The organism is Nocardioides sp. NBC_00163, from assembly GCF_045206295.1.
Classification (GTDB): domain Bacteria; phylum Actinomycetota; class Actinomycetes; order Propionibacteriales; family Nocardioidaceae; genus Nocardioides.
Window position 1 is genome coordinate 493,557 of record NZ_CP108155.1, and the last position, 21,723, is coordinate 515,279.

The 21,723-nt window shown below is 71.1% G+C and carries 18 protein-coding genes; 10 read left to right on the top strand and 8 right to left on the bottom strand.

What is annotated here, in order from left to right; translation table 11 throughout:
- Window positions 1-7 precede the first annotated feature (7 nt).
- Genes OG801_RS02415 through OG801_RS02425 form a run of 3 tightly spaced genes read left to right on the top strand, consistent with a single transcriptional unit; the run spans window position 8 to window position 3,691 of the window.
- The gene (locus tag OG801_RS02415; protein WP_406033389.1) at window positions 8-1,618 is read left to right on the top strand and encodes an amidohydrolase family protein; all 1,611 of its coding nucleotides are present in this window, start codon (window positions 8-10) and stop codon (window positions 1,616-1,618) included.
- Window positions 1,615-2,253, top strand: coding sequence for a bifunctional 4-hydroxy-2-oxoglutarate aldolase/2-dehydro-3-deoxy-phosphogluconate aldolase (locus OG801_RS02420; RefSeq protein WP_355020179.1), 639 nt, complete (start codon window positions 1,615-1,617; stop codon window positions 2,251-2,253). The genes OG801_RS02415 and OG801_RS02420 overlap by 4 nt, the downstream gene beginning before the upstream one ends.
- A 49-nt stretch (window positions 2,254-2,302) precedes the next feature.
- A complete protein-coding gene (locus OG801_RS02425; protein WP_406033392.1) occupies window positions 2,303-3,691 on the top strand; it encodes a GntP family permease in 1,389 nt (462 codons plus the stop codon).
- A gap of 16 nt (window positions 3,692-3,707) precedes the next feature.
- On the opposite strand, the gene OG801_RS02430 is transcribed toward OG801_RS02425, so the two are convergent.
- The 3 genes from OG801_RS02430 to OG801_RS02440 form a co-directional block, all read right to left on the bottom strand.
- On the bottom strand, window positions 3,708-4,250 hold the full coding sequence (locus tag OG801_RS02430) for an HIT family protein (RefSeq protein ID WP_406036326.1): 543 nt from the start codon (window positions 4,248-4,250) through the stop codon (window positions 3,708-3,710).
- 69 nt (window positions 4,251-4,319) lie between these two features.
- Window positions 4,320-6,203 carry an FtsX-like permease family protein gene (locus OG801_RS02435; RefSeq protein WP_406033394.1) on the bottom strand — a complete coding sequence of 628 codons (1,884 nt, stop codon included), beginning with the start codon at window positions 6,201-6,203 and terminating at the stop codon, window positions 4,320-4,322.
- Window positions 6,200-6,991 (bottom strand): ABC transporter ATP-binding protein, encoded by a 792-nt coding sequence (locus tag OG801_RS02440; protein ID WP_406033396.1) that lies wholly within the window; start codon window positions 6,989-6,991, stop codon window positions 6,200-6,202. Before OG801_RS02440 ends, OG801_RS02435 begins: the two co-directional genes overlap by 4 nt.
- Before the next feature lie 110 nt (window positions 6,992-7,101).
- Between OG801_RS02440 and OG801_RS02445 the strand changes: the two genes are divergently transcribed.
- Together OG801_RS02445 and OG801_RS02450 are read left to right on the top strand one after the other, a co-directional pair.
- Window positions 7,102-8,376 (top strand): sensor histidine kinase, encoded by a 1,275-nt coding sequence (locus OG801_RS02445; RefSeq protein WP_406033398.1) that lies wholly within the window; start codon window positions 7,102-7,104, stop codon window positions 8,374-8,376.
- Window positions 8,355-9,017, top strand: coding sequence for a response regulator (locus OG801_RS02450; RefSeq protein ID WP_406033400.1), 663 nt, complete (start codon window positions 8,355-8,357; stop codon window positions 9,015-9,017). Before OG801_RS02445 ends, OG801_RS02450 begins: the two co-directional genes overlap by 22 nt.
- 16 nt (window positions 9,018-9,033) lie before the next feature.
- Here OG801_RS02450 and OG801_RS02455 read toward each other — a convergent pair whose 3' ends face one another.
- The 5 genes from OG801_RS02455 to thrS all read right to left on the bottom strand — a co-directional run bounded on the left by OG801_RS02455 (window position 9,034) and on the right by thrS (window position 15,805).
- Window positions 9,034-10,095 (bottom strand): M36 family metallopeptidase, encoded by a 1,062-nt coding sequence (locus OG801_RS02455; RefSeq protein ID WP_406033402.1) that lies wholly within the window; start codon window positions 10,093-10,095, stop codon window positions 9,034-9,036.
- Between the two features lie 48 nt (window positions 10,096-10,143).
- On the bottom strand, window positions 10,144-10,851 hold the full coding sequence (locus tag OG801_RS02460; RefSeq protein ID WP_406033403.1) for a TetR/AcrR family transcriptional regulator: 708 nt from the start codon (window positions 10,849-10,851) through the stop codon (window positions 10,144-10,146).
- Between the two features lie 55 nt (window positions 10,852-10,906).
- Window positions 10,907-12,589 carry an FAD-dependent oxidoreductase gene (locus OG801_RS02465; protein WP_406033405.1) on the bottom strand — a complete coding sequence of 561 codons (1,683 nt, stop codon included), beginning with the start codon at window positions 12,587-12,589 and terminating at the stop codon, window positions 10,907-10,909.
- A 38-nt stretch (window positions 12,590-12,627) separates the two neighbouring features.
- Window positions 12,628-13,623 carry a diiron oxygenase gene (locus OG801_RS02470; RefSeq protein ID WP_355020188.1) on the bottom strand — a complete coding sequence of 332 codons (996 nt, stop codon included), beginning with the start codon at window positions 13,621-13,623 and terminating at the stop codon, window positions 12,628-12,630.
- Between the two features lie 193 nt (window positions 13,624-13,816).
- On the bottom strand, window positions 13,817-15,805 hold the full coding sequence (gene thrS / locus OG801_RS02475; protein ID WP_406033407.1) for a threonine--tRNA ligase: 1,989 nt from the start codon (window positions 15,803-15,805) through the stop codon (window positions 13,817-13,819).
- Window positions 15,806-15,931: 126 nt separating this feature from the next.
- Between thrS and OG801_RS02480 the strand changes: the two genes are divergently transcribed.
- The 5 genes from OG801_RS02480 (at window position 15,932) to OG801_RS02500 (ending at window position 21,670) form a co-directional block, all read left to right on the top strand.
- Window positions 15,932-16,930 (top strand): hypothetical protein, encoded by a 999-nt coding sequence (locus tag OG801_RS02480; protein ID WP_406033409.1) that lies wholly within the window; start codon window positions 15,932-15,934, stop codon window positions 16,928-16,930.
- A 38-nt stretch (window positions 16,931-16,968) separates the two neighbouring features.
- A complete protein-coding gene (locus OG801_RS02485; protein ID WP_406033411.1) occupies window positions 16,969-18,123 on the top strand; it encodes a zinc-binding dehydrogenase in 1,155 nt (384 codons plus the stop codon).
- A gap of 157 nt (window positions 18,124-18,280) precedes the next feature.
- Window positions 18,281-19,579, top strand: coding sequence for a DEAD/DEAH box helicase (locus OG801_RS02490; protein ID WP_406033412.1), 1,299 nt, complete (start codon window positions 18,281-18,283; stop codon window positions 19,577-19,579).
- A 58-nt stretch (window positions 19,580-19,637) separates the two neighbouring features.
- The gene (locus OG801_RS02495; RefSeq protein WP_406033414.1) at window positions 19,638-21,002 is read left to right on the top strand and encodes a sensor histidine kinase; all 1,365 of its coding nucleotides are present in this window, start codon (window positions 19,638-19,640) and stop codon (window positions 21,000-21,002) included.
- The gene (locus OG801_RS02500) at window positions 20,999-21,670 is read left to right on the top strand and encodes a response regulator (RefSeq protein WP_406033416.1); all 672 of its coding nucleotides are present in this window, start codon (window positions 20,999-21,001) and stop codon (window positions 21,668-21,670) included. Before OG801_RS02495 ends, OG801_RS02500 begins: the two co-directional genes overlap by 4 nt.
- Window positions 21,671-21,723: the final 53 nt, after the last annotated feature.

The window sequence follows — 21,723 nt, forward strand, 5'->3', positions numbered from 1 at the left end:
AGCCACCATGACCGACCTGCTCATCCGCGACGCGACCGTCATCGACGGCAGCGGAGCCCCGGCGTTCCACGCCCACGTCAGCATCGACGCCGGGCGGATCACCGGCATCCACACCGATGCTCAGGCACCGGCCGCGCGACGCACCGTCGACGCCGCCGGGCGGGCGCTGACCCCGGGGTTCATCGACATGCACGCCCACTCGGACCTGCAGATCCTGGTCAACCCCGACCACACCGCCAAGGTGAGCCAGGGCGTCACCCTCGAGGTCGTCGGTCAGGACGGCCTCTCGTTCGCACCCGCCGACGCGGCGGCGCGCGCCCACCTGCGCCGCCAGATCGCGGGCTGGAACGGCGGGCCGGACGACTTCGACTTCGACTGGCACACCGTCGCCGGCTACCTGGACCGGCTCGACCGCGGGATCGCGTGCAACGCGGCGTACCTCGTCCCGCAGGGGACCCTGCGGCTGATGGTCGTCGGTCCCGACAACCGGCCCGCCACCTCCGCCGAGATCGCCGAGATGGCCCGGCTGCTCCGGGTCGGCCTCGAGGAGGGCGCGGTGGGGATGAGCAGCGGCCTGACCTACCCGCCGAGCATGTTCGCCGACGACGACGAGCTGGCCACGCTGTGCCGGGTCGTCGCCGAGGCCGGCGGCTACTACAGCCCGCACCACCGGTCCTACGGGGCCGGTGCGCTGGAGGCGTACGCCGAGATGATCGCCGTCGCCCGGACCTCCGGGTGCGCCCTCCACCTCACCCACGCGACCATGAACTTCGAGCCCAACCGCGGACGGGCCGGCGAGCTCGTCGACCTCATCGAGGCCGGCCTGGACGACGGCGTCGACATCACGCTCGACACCTATCCCTACCTACCCGGCGCCACCACACTCAGCGCCGTGCTGCCCAGCTGGTCGACCTCCGGCGGCCCCGACGCCCTGCTCGCGCGGATCGCAGACCCCGGCGACCGTGCCCGGATCGCGCACGAGCTCGACCACGTCGGCACCGATGGCTGCCACGGCTGCGTGACCGACTGGCGCACGATCCAGATCAGCGGCGTACGCAACCCGGAGCTGTCCCGCTACGTCGGCCGGACCGTCGCCGCGATCGCCGAGGAGACCGGCGAGGTGGCCACGGACGTCTTCTTCGACCTGCTCGTCCGCGACCGGCTGGCCACGACGATCCTCCAGCACGTCGGCCACGAGGAGAACGTGCAGACGATCATGCGGCACCGCACCCACTGCGGCGGCAGCGACGCGATCCTCGTCGGCGAGCGCCCGCATCCGCGCGCGTGGGGCACCTTCCCCCGCTACCTCGCCCGCTACGTACGCGAACTCGGGGTGCTCGACCTGGTCGACTGCGTCCACCACCTCACCGGCCGCCCGGCGGCGAGGCTCGGGCTGCATGAGCGCGGCGTCGTCCGGGAGGGGTACGCCGCCGACCTGGTGCTCCTCGACCCCGACACCGTCCAGGACACCGCCACGTTCGAGCAACCGCGGCAGCAGGCCCACGGCATCGACTGGGTGCTGGTCAACGGCACCGCCGTCATCGAGGACGGCCACCGCACCGACGCACTGCCCGGACGGGCACTGCGCCGCACCGACGAAGGGACCCGAGCCCGATGAGCAACTTCGTCATCGAGACGCTCCAGGACGACCGGGCGCTGGTCGTCGTACGCGCCTCCCGGCTCGACGATCCCGTCGCGCTCTGCCATGCGCTGGCCGCCGGGGGTATTCGGACCGTCGAGCTGACCTACACGACGCCGGGCCTCACCGACCTCGTCGCGCAGGTCAGCGCCCGGGCCGACGACGACATCGTCATCGGCGCCGGAACGGTGCTGACCGCCGACCAGGCCCGCGCCGCGCTCGCGGCCGGCGCCCGGTTCCTGGTGACGCCCGGCCTGCCGCCGGAGGCGGCGGAGATCGTCGCCGAGGGTCACGCCGCGGGTGCGGCCGTCGTCCTCGGCGCCCTCACCCCGACCGAGGTCCTCACCGCGACCTCGCTCGGCGCCGACGCGGTCAAGATCTTCCCGGCGCGGGCCGTCGGTCCGCGCTACTTCTCCGACCTCCGGGGCCCGTTCCCCGAGGTCGCCCTGATCCCTTCCGGCGGAGTCGACGAAGACAACGCCGCGGAGTTCCTGCGGGCCGGCGCCATCGCCGTGACCGCCGGGACGTCGGTGGTCCAGCCCGCCGACGTCGACGAGGCCCGGTGGGAGCAGATCACCACCAACGCCGCCCGGTTCCGCGCAGCTCTGCGCTGAGTCCATCCCCCAACCCATCCCCCACCCCGACCCGACGGGAGAACCAACCATGCATTGGCTCCAGACAAGCACCACGGGCCTGCTGCTGCTCTGCGCCGTGGCGATCGCCGTGCTCCTCTTCCTGATCATCAAGGTGAAGCTCGAACCCTTCATCGCCCTCTTCATCAGCGGCATCGGCCTCGCCGTCGCGGCCGGCCTGTCCGTCGAGCAGATGGTGGGCACCGCGCTCTCCGCGAAGGAGTCGCTCATCGAGACCGGCTTCGGCGGCGTGCTGGGCCACATCGCGCTCATCATCGGTCTCGGCACCGTGCTCGGGTCGCTGCTCGAGCGGTCCGGCGGCGCCGACGTCCTCGCCGCGAGGCTGATCGGCATCTTCGGCGAACGCGGCACCCCGGTCGCGATGGGCCTGGTCGGCCTGATCTTCGGCATCCCGGTCTTCTTCGACATCGGCATCTTCGTGCTCGCGCCGCTGGTCTACGTCGCAGCTCACCGCGGGGGCAAGTCGCTCGTCCTCTACGCCCTCCCGGTCCTCGCGGGCCTGTCGATGACGCATGCCTTCCTGCCTCCCCACCCCGGCCCGACGGCCCTGGGCGGCCTGCTCGGCGTCGACCTCGGCTGGCTGATCATCATGGGCCTGCTGTGCGGCCTGCCCGCGTTCGCCGCCGCCGGGATCATCTTCCCGACGTGGATCGCCCGGCGGGTCCAGGTCTCGGTGCCCGAGGAGTTCCTGGTTGCGGAGACCGAGGCGGAGCAGGACAAGACGCCTGCCACCCCGGTCGCGCTCTCCCTCGTCCTCGGGGTCATCGCGGTGCCGCTGGTCCTGATCCTCGGCGCGACCTTCGGCACGATGCTGCTCGACCCGGGCCGGCTGCTCAGCCTGCTCACCTTCTTCGGCAACCCGGCGATCGCGCTCACCATCGCCGTGCTCCTCGCCTTCTGGCTGCTCGGCATCCGGCGTGGGATGAGCCTCGAGGAGATCTCGGAGTTCACCGGCGCCTCGCTGCGGCCGGTGGGCATGATCCTGCTCGTCGTCGGCGCCGGCGCCTTCTTCGGCGCGGTGATCACCGCGACCGGTGTGGGCACCGCGCTCGCCGAGGTGCTCTCCGACGCGGGCCTGCCGATCCTGCTGCTGGCGTACGTCATCTCCTGCGCGCTCCGGATCGCCCAGGGCTCCGCGACCGTGGCGATCGTGACGACCGGCGGCATCATCGCGCCGACCCTCGGCACCGGCTACTCACAGCCCGAGCTCGCCGTGATCGCGGTCGCGATCGCCGCCGGCTCGATCATCCTCAGCCACGTCAACGACGGCGGCTTCTGGATCGTCTCTCGCTACTTCAACATGACCGTGAAGCAGACGCTGGCGACCTGGACGGTGCTGGAGACGGTGCTCTCGATCGTCGGGTTCGCGGCCGCCGCCGTGGCCTGGGCGATCGTCTGATCCCCAGTCCGACGCGCTAGACCGACGCCCACGCCTTCGCGAGCAGGTCGCGGGTGTCGGTCAGCAGCTGCGGCAGGGTCTTGGTGCGGCCGATGATCGGCATGAAGTTCTGGTCGCCGACCCAGCGGGGCACGATGTGCTGGTGCAGGTGGGCGGCGATGCCGGCACCGCCTGCGGTGCCCTGGTTCATCCCGATGTTGAAGCCCTCGGCACGCGAGACGCCGGCGAGGGTGCGTACGGCCTGCTTGGTCAGCACCGCCATCTCGGCGGCCTCCTCGTCGGTGGTCTCGACGTAGCCGGCGATGTGGCGGTAGGGGCACACCATCATGTGTCCCGGGGCGTACGGGTAGAGGTTGAGCACCACGAAGCAGGTCTCGCCGCGGTGGACGACCAGGCCCTCGGCGTCCTCGAGCGTCGGCACCCGGCAGAACGGGCACTCCGTCTCCGAGGGGTCGGTGGGCTTGTTCTCGCCGCGGATGTAGGCCATCCGGTAGGGCGTCCACAGCCGCTCCAGACCGTCGCCCTCGCCGATGCCGTCCTGGGTGAGTACGCCGTCCATCTCTGTCACGCGGCAAACACTACTTAACCCCTCACAGGCCCATTCGGGACAGGCACAGTCAGGACAGGCTCAGTCGGTCGCTTCCCCGCCCCGCAGCGCGTACGCCCCGGCGACGGCTGCGGCTAGCAGCACGACCAGGCAGGCTGCCGTGATCCCGGACAGTGCCTGCCAGGGGAACGTCAGCGGTGCGCCGGGCACGTCGCGTACAACCGCTTGCCGCAACAGCCAGCCCGTGAACCCGGTGACCGCGCCGCCGACCAGCAGAGCGCCGGCGCCGGTGAAGACCGTCTCCCAGAGCGCGGTCCGGCGCACCTGTGCCGGGGTGGCGCCGACGAGCCGGGCGGTGGCGGTCTGGCGGCGGCGCTGGCTCGCCCCGATCAGGACCGCGTTGACAGCCGCGATCGCGGCGTAGACCCCGGCCGGGCCGAGCATCACCCACAGCACGACCGTGTTCATCTCGCGCGCCTCGGCCGAGACCGTGCCGACCCACTCCTCGCCGGTGCTCACCTCGGCCCCGGTCTCCCGGATCGACCGTGCGGCCCCGGCGACGTCCGCGCCGGCGTCGGTGCGCACGAAGACCGTTCCGGTGTCGCGGGCGACCCTGTCGATGCGGGGCAGGTCGTCGGGCACGATGATGTCGCTCCACAGGTTCGGGGCGTCGGGGACGACCGCGACCAGGCGCACCTTGACGCTCCGGCCGTCGATGCGCATCCGGCGGGTCTGGCCGACCCGGCCGCCGAGGTCGGTGACGTACGAGGCGGTGACCGCCATCGCCCGGCCGCGCAGGTCGGCGAGACTCCCCTGCGTCGCCTGCAGGCTCCGCGTCGCGGCAGCGTTGGAGACATCGACGACCTCGACGTCCTCGGGACCGCCCCCGAACCCGACCTGCGCCGTGCGGCGTACGTCGCTCACATCCACCCCGGGCACGTCCTGGATCCGCTCTGGGCGCTCGGCCTGGTCGACGACCAGCTCCGACCTGAGGGCGGCCCGGTCGGCACCCTCGCTCCAGTCGGCGGTCGCACCGACCGCGAGCACCATCGAGCCGGCCACCGCCATGATGGCCACCACCGGCGCCGCCACCGCGGCGGTCATCCGGCTGCTGGTGCGGGCGAGGTCGCGGGCCAGATGCGCCGCCGGGTCCCGTCCTGACACCGTGGCACCAGCGAGAGCCGCGAGCTCGGTGTAGAGCAGGCCGCCCACCGCGTTGGCCCCGATCACGGCGACGATCGGCAGGAACATGCCCACGAGCAGCGCGAACAGCAGCGGCATCTCGGGAGAGAGCACGGCGGTCGCGACCAGCGCGCCGGCGGCGGTGAGCGCGACCAGCGCCTGGACCACCGTGGGCCGACGCCGCTCGAGGACCGCGTCGCGGAGCGCCTCGACCGGCTGCGTACGTCCCGCCCGAGCGCCCGCGCGCCAGGCCCCGACCAGGGCGACGCCGACACCGCAGGAGGCGGCGATCGCCCATCCGGTGCCCTGGCTCGGCATCACGAGCAGGACCGGGGTGACCCCGGCCTGGTGCAGGATGCGCAGCACCGGCACCGTCACGGCGGTACCGAGCAGGCAACCCGCGACCGTGCCGACGGCCGCGACCGCGAGCGCCTCTCCGAGCAGCAGGGTCCGCACCTGGCGCGGAGTGGCGCCGAGCAGGCGGAGCAGGCCGAGCTCGCGGCGCCGGGTGGCCACCACGAACCCGAAGGTCGAGGAGACCACGAAGAGCGCCAGGAAGAGCGAGATCCCGGCCATGATCCCGAACAGCGACCCGAGGTCGTCGATCTGCGTCCGGGTCTGCGGATCCAGCCCGTCGGTGGCGGTGCCGAGCGCTCCCAGCATGTTGGTGGCGAGGGTGATCAGGGCGATGCCACCGGCGAGGGCGACGGCGGCTCCGGCGTACGGAGGCCAGGACTGGCGCAAGGTCTTCAGGCTGTGAGCGGCCAGCGAGACGATGCTCATCGCACAGGCTCCAGCTCGGCCATTCGGGCGGCGATCCGGGCCGCGTCGCTGCGACCCATCTGCCCCACGACCAGGCCGTCGGCGAGGAACAGCACGCCGTCGGCGTACGAGGCGGCGAGCGGGTCGTGGGTGACCATCACGACCGTCTGCGCCGGCCCGTGAGCGACTGGGGCGTCGACGAGGTTCCGCAGCAGCTCGAGCACGTCGCGTCCGGCGTTACGGTCCAGCGCACCGGTGGGCTCGTCGGCGAAGAGCACCGCCGGCCGCGCGTGCAGCGCACGCGCGATCGCGACGCGCTGCTGCTGGCCGCCGGAGAGCTCCGGCGGCCGCCGCCGGGCGAGCCCGTGCAGACCGACCTGCTCGAGCGCCCCGACCACCTCGGCGCGATCCGGACGCCGCCCGGCGAGGCGGGTGGGAAGGGCGACGTTGTCGTACGCGGTGAGAGCGTCCAGCAGGTTGTACTGCTGGAACACGAAGCCCATCATCTGTCGGCGCAGCTTCGTCAGCGTCGTCCGGTTCAGGCCGGCCAGGGCGGTGCCCGCGACCCGGACGGTGCCCCGGGTGGGCCGGTCCAGGCCGGCGGCGATCTGCATCAGCGTGGACTTGCCCGATCCCGACGGGCCCATGATCGCGGTGAACGTCCCGGAGGCGAAGGCATGGCTCACGCCGCGCAGGGCGTCGACCTTGCCGGAGCGGGAGCGATAGGTGCGGGTGACGTCGTCGAGAACGACGGCGGGCGGGCCGGGCGGCCGAGGCGCGTGGACGGCGTCCGGGATGGTGGCGGTCATGGTTTCCAGCAAACGCCTCGTACGCGGCGCGCACACGGGCGCAGACGCCACGGCGAGGTAGCGCGTGCGCTACCCCACCGCGGGGTCACAAGTGCCTAGGCTCGAGAGTCATGAGACCTCCACCCGACGTCTGGGCCGCGCTGCGCTCCTCCCCCTGGCGGCTGCTTGCCTCCAGCTGGCCCTGGCGCGCCCTGGCCTACCTGGCCTCCGGCGCTCTGATCGGTCTCGTAGTCGCCTTCCTCCTGTTCGTGCTGATCGGCGTCGGACTGCTCACCCTGGTCCTCCTGGTCGGGGTGCTGGTCCTGGCCGGTATCCCGCTGCTGGCGGCGCTCGTCGCCGACGTGGAACGGGTACGCCTCCGGCTGATCCTCCCCGAGGTCCGCCCAGGACCCGCCGAGCCGCTGGAGCCGATCGCCTGGAGCGACCGCCTCCGGGCGCTGCGCCGGCTCCGGGTCTCCGGACCCGAGGTCGGCTACACCGTGCTGGTCGCCACGGTGCTGTGGGTGGTCGACGCCGTCGTGCTCAACCTGATCATCACCATCCCGGGTGTGCTCGTGCTCGCCCCGGTCCTGGTCCGACTCGACGCTCCCGTCTCCTTCGGCCCCTGGCAGCTCACCACGCCCACCGAGGCCTGGATCGCCGTGGCCCCTGGGCTGGTGCTGCTGATCGCCGGCCTGTACGCCGCCACCCTCCTCGCCGCCGCCCAGGCCAGCCTGGCGCGGCTCCTGCTCGAACCGGCGCAGACCCGGATGGCCGCAGCCGTCGCCGACCTGCGCCGGTCCCGGGTGGACCTCGTCGACGCCTTCGAGACCGAGCGCAGCCGGATCGAGCGCGACCTCCACGACGGCGCGCAGCAGCGGCTGGTCGCGCTGACCATGACCCTCGGACTGGCCGAGCTGGAGGTGCCCGAGGGTGCCGGGCTCGACCTCGTCCGGCAGGCGCACACCCAGGCCGAGACGGCGCTGGCCGAGCTCCGCGCCACCGTCCGCGGGATCCATCCGCGGGTGCTGGTCGACCACGGGCTCACCGCTGCCGTCCGCGAGCTCGCCGACGCCGCCGGGCTACCGGTCTCGGTCGACCTACGTGTGGACGGCCGGCTGCCGGCGCCGGTCGAGGCCGCGGCGTACTTCGTGGTCGCCGAGGCGCTCACCAACGCGGTCCGCCATGCCGGTGCCCGATCGGCCCGCGTTCAGGGGCAGGTCACCGGTGGCCGGTTGGAGGTCGGCGTACGCGATGATGGGGACGGCGGCGCCACCCTGCGTCCCGGGGGCGGGCTCGCCGGTCTGGCCACGCGTCTGGCCGCCCTGGACGGCCACCTGGAGGTCACCAGCCCACCGGGCGGACCGACGGAAGTGAGGATGACGTGCCCGACCGTGCTCCCCTGAGGATCGTCCTGGCCGAGGACGCCGCGCTGCTGCGCGAGGGCCTCCTCGCCATCCTCGAGCGAGCCGGCCACGAGGTCATCGCCGCGGTCGGCGACGCGGAAGCCCTGCTCGCCTTCACCGACCACACCCGCCCCGACGTGGTGATCACCGACATCCGGATGCCGCCGACCCACACCGACGAAGGGCTGCGCGCCGCCGCCGAGCTGCGGCGGCGGCACCGCGACCTGGCCGTCCTGGTGCTCTCGGCCTACGTCGCCGACGCCTACCTCGCCGAGCTCCTCGACACCACCGGTGGCGGCGGCATCGGCTACCTGCTCAAGGACAGGGTCGGCCACGTCCGGGACTTCCTCGACAGCCTGGACCGGGTGGCCGGCGGCGAGACGGTCGTCGACCCCCAGGTCGTACGCGGCCTCCTCAGCCGGCACCAGCCCGACGGTCCGCTCGACGTGCTCTCGGAGCGCGAGCGAGAGGTCCTCGCCCTGATGGCCGAGGGCCGCACCAACGGCAGCATCGCCACCGCGCTGTTCGTCTCCGAGGCCGCCGTACGCAAGCACGTCGGCAACATCTTCGCCAAGCTCCGGCTCGACCCCACCACCGACCGACGCGTCTCCGCCGTCCTCGCCTACCTGCGCGAGGCCTAGCGGAGCCGCGTGATGATCAGAAGGTGATCCCCCGGGCGGCGAACCGGTCGCGGACCAGGTCGGCGGCGGCCTGGCCGTCGCGAGCAGCCGCTGCGGCGTACGTCTCGGCGGCCGCGGCCTGGAAGTTGGTGTCCGGGGCGTAGGAGAACTGGGAGTAGATCAGCGTGGTGTCCCAGTCGCGGGTGGAGAGGCCGAGTGCCTCGTAGCCCTCGCGGATCTCCCACAGCGCCTGGCTCCAGATCTGCCCGTCGTAGTGGACCTGGTTGCGGCGGTCCTCGAGGGTCAGGTCGAGGTGGAAGCTGCGGATGCAGTGCGGGGCGTCGGTGTAGGCGGTCGCGTCCCAGTCCATCGGGCAGGAGGGGTCGGCGGCGACCGGCCAGCCGTACTCCGAGGCGGCGTCGAGCCCGACGGTGACGGCGAGGTAGTCGCCGAACGACTCCCCGATCGCGCCGGCGTCCAGGCTGCTGCCGTAGCCGGGCACCTGGCTGGCGTGGACGGCGTGGCCGTACTCGTGGACGATCACCTCGGCGTCCTCGGCGTCGTCGACACCACCCTTGCCCAGTCGGATCCGGAAGGGCTTGTCGGTCTGGTAGGAGTTGTCGCCGCCGTACTGGTTGATCTTGACCGAGAAAGGCTGGTTCAGGACGCCCGGAAGCGACTCGCCGAAGCCGAGGGTGTGCAGGTAGGTCTGCGCGCGGGTGACCCAGAAGTAGCCCATGACCTGCTCGAACTGGTCCTGGTGGCGGTCGTAGGAGTAGCTGTTGGTCGTGGAGTACGCCGGCGTGCCGGTGCTCGACTCGACGACGGCGTAGTCGCCGCGGAGGTAGCCCGAGCCGTCCAGGTGGGTGAGCGGAACCTGGGCATAGGCGCTGTCCGGGACGGCGCTCGCGGCGTCCTTCTGGTCGGTCAGGCCCTGGTCGTTGCTGGACTGGACCGGGTTGACCATGAAGACGCTGGCCGTGCCCTCGGAGGAGCCGCTGCCCGGAGCCGCGGTCACCGGGCTCAGCGGGACGGCGAACCCGGCGGTGGCCGCCAGTCCGGCGGTGACGGCGATCGAGAGTCTGCGCATGTGGGGCATGTCTTCTCCTGGGCTGAACGGCCGTGCGGCCGGGCGATACCCGAGAGGCTATACGGCCAAGATGTCCTTGGTGAGGAGTTCCTCGAGAGGCAGGTCGGGGTCGAGCTCGATCCCGAAACCGCGGGCGTGGCCGTCGATGACATACCAGATGGACTGGGCGGTGAGCCGCTCCAGCGTCTCGGCGGGCAGGCGCTCGCCGGTGCGGGTCAGCCAGCGGCGTACGGCACCGAAGACGGCGCCGACCAGGCCGTAGATCAGCGGGTCGAGGGCCTCGGCCTCCTCCTCGGTGGGGTTGCCCCCCAGAGCGAGGACGGCGGTGCCGACGATCGCCGCGATCCGGCCGGCGAGCTGCTCCATCCCCTGCTGGAAGGGACCGTCGTCGCCGCCGTCGATGTCGTGGTCGGCGGCGAGGTGGAGCGCCGGATGCGCCCGGGCCCAGCGGACATAGGTGCCGATGATCCGCTCGATGATCTCCGGCACGGTGCCGTCGAGGGTGATCCCGGGCATCAGGTCGGACCAGAGCCCGTCGAGGATCGCCTGCTGTACGGCCCGGTCGAGGTCGGCGCGGTCCTCGAAGTGGCGGTAGATGACCGTACGGGACAGTCCGGCGCGAACCGCGATCTGCTGCACCTGCACATCGCCGCCGGGCTCACCGGCCTCGATCACCGCGATCGCGGCATCGATGATCTGCTGGCGGCGCTGCTCGTTGTGCTTGCTCCACCGGTCCTGCCGACCATCGCGCTTCTCCCCGGCCACCCGCTTCTCCCCCTGCTCCCGTGCTCCCCGAATTCAACCCGGTGTCGAGAGCGTCTCAGCGCTCCTTGCGACGCCCAAGAGAGTATCGGGGTTTCCGCGACTTCGCGGCGATGCCCCGCATCTCCTCGACATCGGTGATCTTCACCCGCGGACGGCCGGACTCGGCGCCACGTCGCTTCTCCTCGCGGTCGATCGCCTGCCAGCCGGCCAGGTCGACCATGCCGGGCTGGCGGCTGCGTACGACCGCGGTGATCTCGCCGGCGTCACCGACCGGGGCCGGGATGCGGTCCGTGTCGAGATCGTCGAGCACCTGCTCGACCGTCTCCTCGGCGTCGGACTTGTTGGTGCCGATGAAACCGTTGGGACCGCGCTTGACCCAGCCCGCGACGTAGACGCCCGGGAGCACCCGGCCGCGCTCGTTGGGGACGGTGCCGGTCGCGGCTTCGTAGGGAAGGTCGGCCACGGGCAGGCCCTTGTAGCCGACCGCGCGCAGCAGCATCCCGGTCTCGAGGACCTCGGTCTCGCCGGTGGGGACCGCTCGGACGATGCCGTTCTCGTCGCGCTGGAGGCGGTTGCGGCCGACCTCCACCCCGGTGACCCGGCCCTCACCCAGCACGCGAACCGGCGAGCTGAGGAAGCGAAGGACGATCGTACGCAGCTCCGGGCGCACCTCGCGGCCGGCGAGCTCGCGCAGCAGCCGGGTGGTGGTCCCACCGCCGGCGAGCGCCTCCTCGATCGGCAGGTCTCCGGTGTCGACGACGACGTTGATCCCGGTGTGCCCCATCAGCCCGACCAGCTCCGGCACGGTGAAGGCCGCCTCCTCGGGCCCCCTGCGCCCGAGGACGACGACCTCCCGCACCGCGCTGTCGCGCAGGACCGCCAGCGGTCCCTCGGCGATGTCGGTGCCGGCCAGCCGCTCCGGGTCCTCGGCGAGGATCCGGGCGCAGTCGAGCGCCACGTTGCCGTTGCCGACCAGGACGACCCGCCCAGACGGGAGTGACTCCGGGTCGAGGTGAACGGGCAGGTCCTGCTTGTCCGGGTGGCCGTTGTACCAGCCGACGAAGTCGGTCGCGCTCAGCGAGCCGGGCAGGTCGTCGCCCTCGATCCCGAGAGCACGGTCGCTCGCCGCGCCGACGGTGTAGACGACCGCGTGGTAGCGAGCGGTCAGCTCGGCGTGGGAGACGTCCTTGCCGACCTCGACTCCGAGGAAGTAGCGGAACCCGGGCTGCGACTCGATCTGCGCGAAGAGCCTCTCGATCTGCTTGGTGTTCTGGTGGTCGGGCGCGACGCCGGCCCGGACCAGGCCGTACGGCGTCGGCAGCCGGTCGAAGACGTCGACGGTGATCTCGGGGTGCTTGAGCAGCTCGTCGGCGGTGTACATCCCCGCCGGCCCGGCGCCGACCACCGCGACCCGGAACGGTCCGGTGCGGGTCAGCCGACGCTGGGGGTGGACCAGGGCGAGCGGGGTGCGGTCCTTGTGCGGGAAGACCTCGAAGTACTCCGCGTTGATCGCCAGGAACGGCGTCTGCGCGGCCGTCAGGGTCGTGTGCGGGACGATCGCGTCGGCCGGGCAGGCCGTGACGCAGGCTCCGCAGTCGACGCAGCTCTTGGCGTCGACGTAGAGCATCTCGGCCTCGCCGAAGCCGGGCTCGCCCGGGGCGGGGTGGATGCAGTTGACCGGGCAGGCGACCACGCACGAGGCGTCCGCACAGCACGACTGAGTGACGACGTGAGGCACTTTGTGACTACCGTTCTAGGGCGTCGGGGCTCGGGGGATCAGTAGGACGCCGCACGCGGCTCGGCGCGGAAGCGCGAGGCGCGACCGTCGATGCCGGTCATCCTCCACAGCAGCTTGGCCGGGCCCTTGCGGATGCCGAGGTTGTCGGCCAGGAGGCGTACGTCACCGAAGAGGTCACGCAGCAGCTTCTCGGACTCCTCCGACTTCCACCAGATCTCCCGTGCGACCTCGTCCGGGATGCCCATGTCGTGGCGGGCCTGCTTGCTCGGGACCATGATCACGTCGCAGAGCAGTCGCATGATGATCGGGAAGATGTAGGCCAGCAGCGTCTTCTTCACGCGGCCCAGCTCGGGCACGTGCTGCTCGAGGTACTGGTGGGCGAAGCCGATGTGACGGGCCTCCTCGGCGATGTGGATCTGCATGATCCGGTTGGCCGCGGGGTGGCTTCCGCCGGAGCGCATCGCGCCCTTCTGCAGGTGGTCGATCGGCTCCTCGCCGGCGAGGATGCCGGTGAAGAACGCCTCCGGGAAGAACGCACCCGCCGAGGCCATGAAGGGCACCAGGACCTTGAAGTAGGTCGGCGCGCCCGCCACGTCGGGGTTCACCCGGTTGACGAACTCCTGGAACATCTGGGTGTGGTGGGTCTCCTCGGTCACCTCGTGAGTCGCGTAGCGGAACTCCGGGTTGTTGTTCTTCGACCAGACCAGGTGGTTCATGACACCGCCGATGAGCAGCTGCTCGAACTGCAGACCGACCTTGGCGACCTGGGCCCAGCGGTACATCCCGATCTCGATCTGGCGCTCCTTGGACAGCGCCTTGTACCAAGGGTGGGCACCGATCTCGTCGGCGTCGTTGAGGATCCAGCGCTCGTCATCGGGCAGCACCGCGAGCTCGTCGGAGTCCCAGTCGATGTCCTTGAACGGGTCGAAGTGCACCTCCACCGAGGCCTCGGACAGCGTACGAAGCGTGTCGAGGTAGGCCTGCTTGCCCTGGCGGACGTATCCAGTGGACTTCTCATCCTGAACGGCGGTCATGACGATCGCTCCTTCACCGTTGAGTTCTACGTTGAGCTGCTAACGACGTGACTCACGTTACCCGGACACGCGTCCCGATAACAAGAGTACGCGCGACTTCGTGTCACGTTTATCTTCTCGTCTCTCAGAACCGTCCGGAAATGCCGCGAGGGCGATGCGTGACATTCACGCACCGCCCTCGAGAGATTTCGGATCAGACTTGCTCGTGCGACTCCACGGCAGCGACGATCCGCTCGATCGCCTCGTCGACCGGGATGCCGTTCTCCTGGTGGCCGTCGCGGTAGCGGAAGCTGACCGCGCCCTTCTCGACGTCCTCGCCACCGGCGATCAGCATGAACGGGATCTTCTGGAGCTGGGCGTTGCGGATCTTCTTCTGGAAGCGGTCGTCGGACTCGTCGACCTCGACCCGGATGCCCTTGGCCTTCAGCTTGGCGGCGACCTCGTAGAGGTATTCGTCGAACGCGTCGGCGACCGGGATCCCGACGACCTGGACCGGGGCGAGCCACGGCGGCATGGCGCCGGCGTAGTGCTCGACCAGCACACCCAGGAACCGCTCGATCGAACCGAACTTCGCCGAGTGGATCATCACCGGCTGCTGGCGGGTGCCGTCGGCGGCCTGGTATTCCAGGTTGAACCGGTCCGCGGCGGGCTGGTTGAAGTCGTACTGCACCGTGCCCATCTGCCAGGTCCGGCCGATGGCGTCCTTGGTCTGGACGGAGATCTTCGGGCCGTAGAACGCCGCGCCGCCCGGGTCGGGCACGAGGTCGAGACCGGTCTCGGACGCGACGTCCTCGAGGATCTTGGTGGCCTCGGCCCAGTCCTCGTCACTGCCGACGAACTTGTCCTTGTTGGAGTCGTCGCGGGTCGACATCTCCAAGTAGAAGTCGTCGAGACCGAAGTCCTTGAGCACGGTCAGCATGAAGTCGAGCAGGTGCTTGACCTCGGCCGGCGCCTGCTCCTTGGTGCAGTAGGAGTGGGAGTCGTCCTGGGCGAACCCACGCACACGGGTGAGGCCGTGGATGACGCCCGACTTCTCGTTGCGGTAGACCGAACCGAACTCGAACAGGCGCAGCGGCAGCTCGCGGTAGGACCGCCCGCGCGAACGGAAGATCAGGTTGTGCATCGGGCAGTTCATCGCCTTGAGGCGGTAGTCCTGGCCGTCCACGTCCAGCGCCGGGAACATGCCGTCGCCGTAGTAGGGCAGGTGGCCCGAGGTGTGGAAGAGCTGCTCACGCGCGATGTGCGGGGTGCCGACGTACTCGAATCCGTGCTCGATGTGCTTGGCGCGTACGTAGTCCTCCATCTCCCGCTTGATGATCCCGCCCTTGGGGTGGAAGACCGGGAGGCCGGAACCGATCTCGTCCGGGAAGGAGAAGAGGTCGAGCTCGCGGCCGAGCTTGCGGTGGTCGCGGCGCTCGGCCTCCTCGATCCGGACCAGGTGGGCGTCGAGCGCCTCCTTGGACTCCCAGGCGGTGCCGTAGATGCGCTGGAGCTGCTTGTTCTTCTCGTCGCCGCGCCAGTACGCCGCGGCGCTGCGCATCAGCTTGAAGGCCGGGATCCGCTTGGTGGTGGGCAGGTGCGGGCCGCGGCACAGGTCCTTCCACGCGATCTCGCCGTTGCGGTCGAGGTTGTCGTAGATGGTCAGCTCGCCGCCGCCGACCTCGGCGCTGGCGCCTTCGGCAGCGTCCGCAGCCGAGCCCTTGAGACCGATCAGCTCGAGCTTGTAGGGCTCGTCGGCCAGCTCGACGCGAGCGTCGTCGTCGGTGGTGACCCGGCGGGAGAACTTCTGGTTGGCCTTGATGATCTTCTTCATCCGGGACTCGATCTTGACGAGGTCATCCGGGTGGAACGGGGTCTCGACGTCGAAGTCGTAGTAGAACCCGTCGGTGATCGGCGGGCCGATGCCGAGCTTGGCCTCCGGGAAGAGCTCCTGCACCGCCTGCGCCATCACGTGCGCGGTCGAGTGACGCAGGATGTCGTGGCCGTCCTTGGAGTCGATCAGGACACCTTCGACGTCATCACCGTCGGCGAGCTCGTAGGCGAGGTCCTTGAGGTCGGAACCGACCCTCGCAGCAATCACCTCGGGGGTATCCTGGAACAGCTCCCAGGCCTTCGTGCCCGTAGTGACCGTCCGCTCCTCGCGCCCGTCGGGGGTGAGTACGGCGATCTTGATCTCGGACACGATCTCTCCTGTGGTCAGGTCGGTGATTCGGACGCGTCGATCGTATCCGCAGGAAAGCCCCCGACGCTCATCGGTATTTGCCCACTACACTCCACCGTTCGAATCCGCTCCACCGTGAAAGGCCCCGTGCTCCCCACCACCGGACCCAAGTCCCGTCTCATCGACCCGTCTCGCCGGATCCTCCGGCTACAGCGGCGTACGTCGATGGCAACCGTCCTGATCACCCTGGGCCTCGGCGCGCTGGCGATGCTGTTCCCGGCCACCGTCGTGGCACTGCACGCAGCCGACAGGTGGAACAGCGGGCAGTGGGCGGAGGTGAGCGTGGTGGAGCGGTGCGAGTTCGACAGCGGCACCGGCGAGATCACCTCCTGCCGGGGCCAGTGGCGGGTCGACGGCGAGCGGGTCACCGGAAGCATCCACGGCACCCTGCGCGACATCGGCCGAGACCCCGACCCCTCGAAGGCGACCTTCCGGATGTGGGTGGTCGACTCCGATGCGTACGGCGAGCATGCGATCAACCCGTGGCCGGCCCGCATCGTCGGGATGGGCCGCGACCCGGTGCTCTGGGGCGGGATCGCGCTCACCGCGCTCGGGCTGGTGGTGCTGCCGAGGCGGCGGACGTGGCTGCGTACGCCGGGCGAGGAGACGCTCAGCGAGGACCTCGGCATCCGGCTGAGCACCCACCCCGCGCACGGACGGGCGTGGCTGGCGCCGGTCGGGCTGGTCCTCGGCCCGGCGCTCATCGCGCTCGGTGCCTGGGTCGCCACTCGGCCACAGCTGCCGATGGTGCTCGTGCTGGGCGGTTGTCTGCTTGCGCTCACCGGGCTCATTCTGGGGTTCCGGCTGGCGTGGCTCGGGCTGCAGCGCCCGTTCGCGGTGGACCTCGGGCTCTACGAAGGCGGCCTGGTCCTGGAGTATGCCCGGCACACCGACGTCATCCTCTGGGAGGACGTGACCAGCATCGACACCGGTGTCGTCGACGAGCGCAAGGCCAACCCGCGCATCGACGTCACGCTGCACCTGGTCACCGGCGCCGCGCTGCGGCTGCCGCGCGTCGACCACCAGCACTCGTTCACCGCCCACCTGCACCGGATCACCTCAGACGGATCGCTGCCGACTGGGTGAGCACGGGGTGAGGTCGGGGTGAGGTAGCGTCGGCGCCGATGAACCAGATGCGCGCAACCGTGGTCCACAAGGGCGAGCTCTCCGTGCGGTCGGTCCCGCGTCCCGAGCCCGGACCGGGACAGCTGCTGATCAAGGTGCTGCGCGCCGGCATCTGCGGCTCGGACCTGCATGTCCGAGAGCACGCCGACGAGCTCAACGAGGTGGTCGCCGAGATCGGCTACACCACCGCGATGAAGCCCGAGCAGGAGATCGTGCTCGGACACGAGATCCTGGGCTCGGTCGTCGCCTACGGCCCGGAGACCCGCGGCCGCTGGGAGCCGGGCACCTCGGTGACGGCGCTGCCGGTGCTGCGTACGGACGGGGCGGTCCACATGGTCGGCTTCGACGTCGACTCCCCCGGCGGTTTCGCGGAGTACTGCGTCGTCCAGGAGGCCTTCACCTTCCCGGTGCCCGACGGCGTCCCGCCCGACCGGGCCGTGTTCACCGAGCCGCTGGCCGTCGCCTTCCACGCCGTACGCCGCGGGGCGGTCTCCGCACGGCGCCCGGCCGTGGTCATCGGCTGCGGCCCGATCGGGCTGGCCGTCATCCTCATGCTCAAGGCACAGGGGGTGAAGACGGTGGTCGCCTCCGACCTCTCCCCCGCCCGGCGCGCGCTCGCGGTGAAGTGCGGTGCCGACGTGGTCGTCGACCCCCGCGAGTCCTCGCCGTGGGACGCCTACAAGCAGCGCGGTCCGGTGACGTCGCTGACCGACTATCTGGGCTTCGGGATCGACGCGATGCAGGTCGTACGCCGCATCCCGCTGCTCCCCTGGGAGACCGTGCTGCTCAACGCCGACCGCCTCGGGCAGTCGCCGGCGGGTCCGGTCGTCTTCGAGTGCGTCGGGGTGCCGGGGATGCTCGAGCAGATCATGACCGCGGCGCCGCTGCACACGCGCGTCGTGGTGGTCGGGGTGTGCATGGAGCCGGACACGATCCGGCCGGCGATCGCGATCCACAAGGAGATCGACCTGCGGTTCGTGTTCGGCTACGACCCTGCCGAGTTCGCGCGCACGCTGGAGCTGATCTCCGGCGGGAAGGTCGACCCCTCGCCACTGCACACCGGCACCGTCGGGCTCGACGGGGTCGCCCAGGCCTTCTCGGATCTGGCCGACCCGGAGACGCACGCGAAGATCCTCGTCGATCCGTGGGCGTGACGCGAGACACGGCACCGTCGATTCTGGTGGACGGATCACCTACCAGTAGTATCTGATCCACCAGCGGCCCGTTCCGGTCTTGCCCCCGGCCGCTCTCGCCGAACTTTGGACTCGGTAACTCATTATGGCGAGACACCTCGCTTGAAAAGTTGACTCCTTGTCTCAGCAGAGCTTCAGCGCGCTCGGCGTGCCCGCAGACCTCACCGCCGTCCTCGATCACCACGGCATCACCTCCCCCACCCCGATCCAGGCCGCGACCCTGCCGGACTCCCTCGCCGGGCGCGACGTGCTCGGTCGCGGGCGGACCGGGTCGGGCAAGACGTACGCCTTCCTTCTTCCGCTCGTTGCCCGCCTCGCGGGTGGCGCCAGGGCGAAGGCGGGCAAGCCGCGGGCGCTCGTGCTCGCCCCGACCCGTGAGCTGGTCCGCCAGATCGAGGAAGCGCTGCGTCCGCTCGCCGCGGAGGCCGGCCTCACCATGCAGACCGTCTTCGGTGGCGTCGGGCAGAACCCGCAGGTCATCGGCCTGCGCAAGGGTGCCGACGTCGTCCTCGCCTGCCCCGGCCGGCTCGAGGACCTGATCGCGCAGCGCCACGCCGACCTGTCCTCGATCGAGGTCACCGTCCTGGACGAGGCCGACCACATGGCCGACCTCGGCTTCCTGCCCGCCGTGCGCCGCCTGCTGGCGATGACGCCGAAGGGCAGCCAGCGTCTCCTCTTCAGCGCCACGCTCGACAAGGGCGTCAACGTGCTGGTCAAGCAGTTCCTCCAGCAGCCGGTCGTCCACGAGGCCGACTCCGCTCAGTCGCCGGTGGCCGAGATGGAGCACCACGTGCTCCACCTCTCCGCCCGCGAGCACCGCATCCCCGTGCTCGCCGACCTGGCCGCCGCTCCGGGCCGCACCGTCGTCTTCACCCGCACCAAGCACGGCGCCAAGGGCGTCGCCCGCCAGCTCGGCCGCGCCGGCATCCCGGCTGTCGAGCTCCACGGCGACCTCTCCCAGAACGCCCGCGTGCGCAACCTGGAGGCCTTCCACTCCGGCCGGGCGACCACCCTGGTGGCCACCGACATCGCCGCCCGCGGCATCCACGTCGACGACGTCACCCTCGTCGTCCACGCCGACCCGCCCGCCGAGCACAAGGCCTACCTGCACCGCTCCGGTCGTACGGCCCGCGCCGGTGCCTCCGGCACCGTCGTCACCCTGATGCTGCCTGACCAGGTCAAGGACGTCCGCACGCTCACCCGGGCCGCCGGGATCAAGCCGACCACCACTCGTCTCGACGGGCCCTCGCACCCGATCCTGGGCGAGCTGGCACCCGGCGAGCGCAGCCGCCCCGGCCCGTTCGTGCCCGTCGTCGCCCAGCCCCCGCGCCGCCCCGCCGGCGAGGGCACCGGCAACCGGAAGAGCCGCCCCGGCTCGCGCGCCCGCAAGCGTCAGCGCGCCACCGGCAGCCGCTGACCCCAACTCCGACTCGAGACTGAGGACGGCGCCCGACCCTGGAACTAGGGTTGGCCGGGTGACTGTGCACGACGACGGCTCCTCCGGCCGGCTGGCGACCTTCTTCGCGACCGACGACGACTGGGAGCGGGAAGGCTCGATCACGCTCGGCGACTGGCTGGTCGGTGCGATCGTGCTGGTCGCGAGCCTGGCCACCTTGGAGCTGATCCGGGGAGTCGGGACGCTCGACTCCAGCGACGCACCGACCTGGGTCGAGTGGACGGCGGTGGTGATCGGCGCGGCGCTGCTCGTCTTCAGGCGGCGCTTCCCGCTCACGATCGCGCTTCTGGCCGGGCTGCACATGTTCGTCACCGGGGTGTGGCTCCCGACCGTGATGGGGCTGCTGCCGATGCAGATCATCTACTTCGTGGCCTTCTTCGCCGGAGCCGCCTGGGCACGGCGCCGGCGGGACATGGTGGTCGTGATGGGGCTGATCACCCTGTTCATGTTCGCGTGGCTCTCCTGGCAGTTCGCGGTCGGCAGCGGTATCGACGAGATTCGCGAGGCGACCGCCGACGCGGAAGGCTCCTCGCTCATCGGCCCGGTGACCGCCTACGTGCTGCTCACCACGATGATGAATCTGCTGTACTTCGCCGGTGCGATCGTCGGCGGCCAGGTCGCCTGGCGGGGCGCACGGCAGAAGGCCGAGCTGGCCGAGCAGGCCGCGACCATCGCCGCCCAGTCCGGGCAGCTCCAGCGCCGCGCCGTGATCGACGAACGCCTGCGGATCGCCCGCGAGCTGCACGACGTCGTCGCCCACCACGTCGCGGTCGTCGGCGTCCAGGCGGCCGCCGGGCGCAAACTGCTCGAACGCGGCCGTCCCGGTGACATCGAGGGCGCCGCCGAGGCGCTCGGCAACGTCGAGGCCTCCGCGCGCGAGGGAGTCACCCAGATGCGCTCGCTGCTCGGCACCCTGCGCGACCCGGCCGGCGACGCGGAGACGAAGGGACCGGAGCGCCGCCCGGAGCCGCGACTCGAGGACTTGCCCGCGCTCCTGGACGAGATACGCGAGAGCGGGCTGCGGGTCGACTACCAGGCCGTCGGTCCGGTCGAGAGCCTCTCGCTGCCGCTGGCGCACTCGGTCTACCGGATCGTCCAGGAGGCGCTGGCCAACGTACGCCGCCACTCCACCGCCGACCGCGCCCAGGTCGTCCTCCGCGTCGACCGGGCGGCGGCCGCGCCGTACGCCGAGGTCGAGATCACCGACAACGGCCGGCCCCGGCACGGCACCTCCGGCAGCGGCCTGGGGCTGCTGGGCGTACGCGAACGAGCAGCCGTCCGGAAGGCGGAGGTCGACATCGGGCCCAGGGCCGTGCAGGGGTTCCGGGTGCGGGTGCGGTTCCCGCTCGACTCCCCCGTCGCGTCGGCGGGAGCGGCGCGATGATCCGGGTGCTGCTCGCCGACGACCAGCAGCTGGTGCGCTCGGGGTTCCGTCTCATCCTCTCGATGGAGGACGACATCTCGGTGGTCGGCGAGGCCTCCGACGGCGCCGACGCGATCGCGAAGGCGCGCGAGCTGCGGCCCGACGTGGTGCTGATGGACGTACAGATGCCCGGCACCGACGGCATCGAGGCGACACGCACGGTGGTCGCCGAGGGGCACGCCAAGGTGATCATCCTGACCACCTTCGACCGCGACGACTACCTCTTCGACGCACTGGCCGCCGGCGCGAGCGGCTTCCTGCTCAAGAACGCCGACCCCGACTCCCTGGCCGAAGCGGTGCGCGCCGCCGCCGACGGGCACGCACTGCTCGCCCCGGAGGTCACGATGCGCGTGATCGGCCGGGTGACCGGCGACAACGCCCCGTCGGCGCCGAGACCGAAGCCACCCAGGGAGCTCGACCTGCTCACCGCTCGGGAACGGGAGGTGCTGCTGCTCATCGGCGAGGGACTGAGCAACAACGAGATCGCCCGCCGGCTGTTCCTCACCGAGGCGACCGTGAAGACCCACGTGTCGGCCTGCCTGGCCAAGCTGCAGCTGCGCGACCGGGTGCAGACCGTGGTCTTCATCCACCGTCACGGCCTGCTCCCGGCCGGCCCGCCCAACGGGTGAGGCCGAGCTCATCCTCGCGACGGATCCGCCCGGCGCGGCACTGAAATAGCGTG

Excerpts from the sequence above, each read along its gene's own strand:
- OG801_RS02415 (WP_406033389.1), top strand. The coding sequence starts at position 8 with ATGACCGACCTGCTCATCCGCGACGCGACCGTCATCGACGGCAGCGGA.
- OG801_RS02420 (WP_355020179.1), top strand. The coding sequence starts at position 1,615 with ATGAGCAACTTCGTCATCGAGACGCTCCAGGACGACCGGGCGCTGGTC.
- OG801_RS02425 (WP_406033392.1), top strand. The coding sequence starts at position 2,303 with ATGCATTGGCTCCAGACAAGCACCACGGGCCTGCTGCTGCTCTGCGCC.
- OG801_RS02430 (WP_406036326.1), bottom strand. The coding sequence starts at position 4,250 with ATGGACGGCGTACTCACCCAGGACGGCATCGGCGAGGGCGACGGTCTG.
- OG801_RS02435 (WP_406033394.1), bottom strand. The coding sequence starts at position 6,203 with ATGAGCATCGTCTCGCTGGCCGCTCACAGCCTGAAGACCTTGCGCCAG.
- OG801_RS02440 (WP_406033396.1), bottom strand. The coding sequence starts at position 6,991 with ATGACCGCCACCATCCCGGACGCCGTCCACGCGCCTCGGCCGCCCGGC.
- OG801_RS02445 (WP_406033398.1), top strand. The coding sequence starts at position 7,102 with ATGAGACCTCCACCCGACGTCTGGGCCGCGCTGCGCTCCTCCCCCTGG.
- OG801_RS02455 (WP_406033402.1), bottom strand. The coding sequence starts at position 10,095 with ATGCCCCACATGCGCAGACTCTCGATCGCCGTCACCGCCGGACTGGCG.
- OG801_RS02470 (WP_355020188.1), bottom strand. The coding sequence starts at position 13,623 with ATGACCGCCGTTCAGGATGAGAAGTCCACTGGATACGTCCGCCAGGGC.
- OG801_RS02485 (WP_406033411.1), top strand. The coding sequence starts at position 16,969 with ATGAACCAGATGCGCGCAACCGTGGTCCACAAGGGCGAGCTCTCCGTG.
- OG801_RS02500 (WP_406033416.1), top strand. The coding sequence starts at position 20,999 with ATGATCCGGGTGCTGCTCGCCGACGACCAGCAGCTGGTGCGCTCGGGG.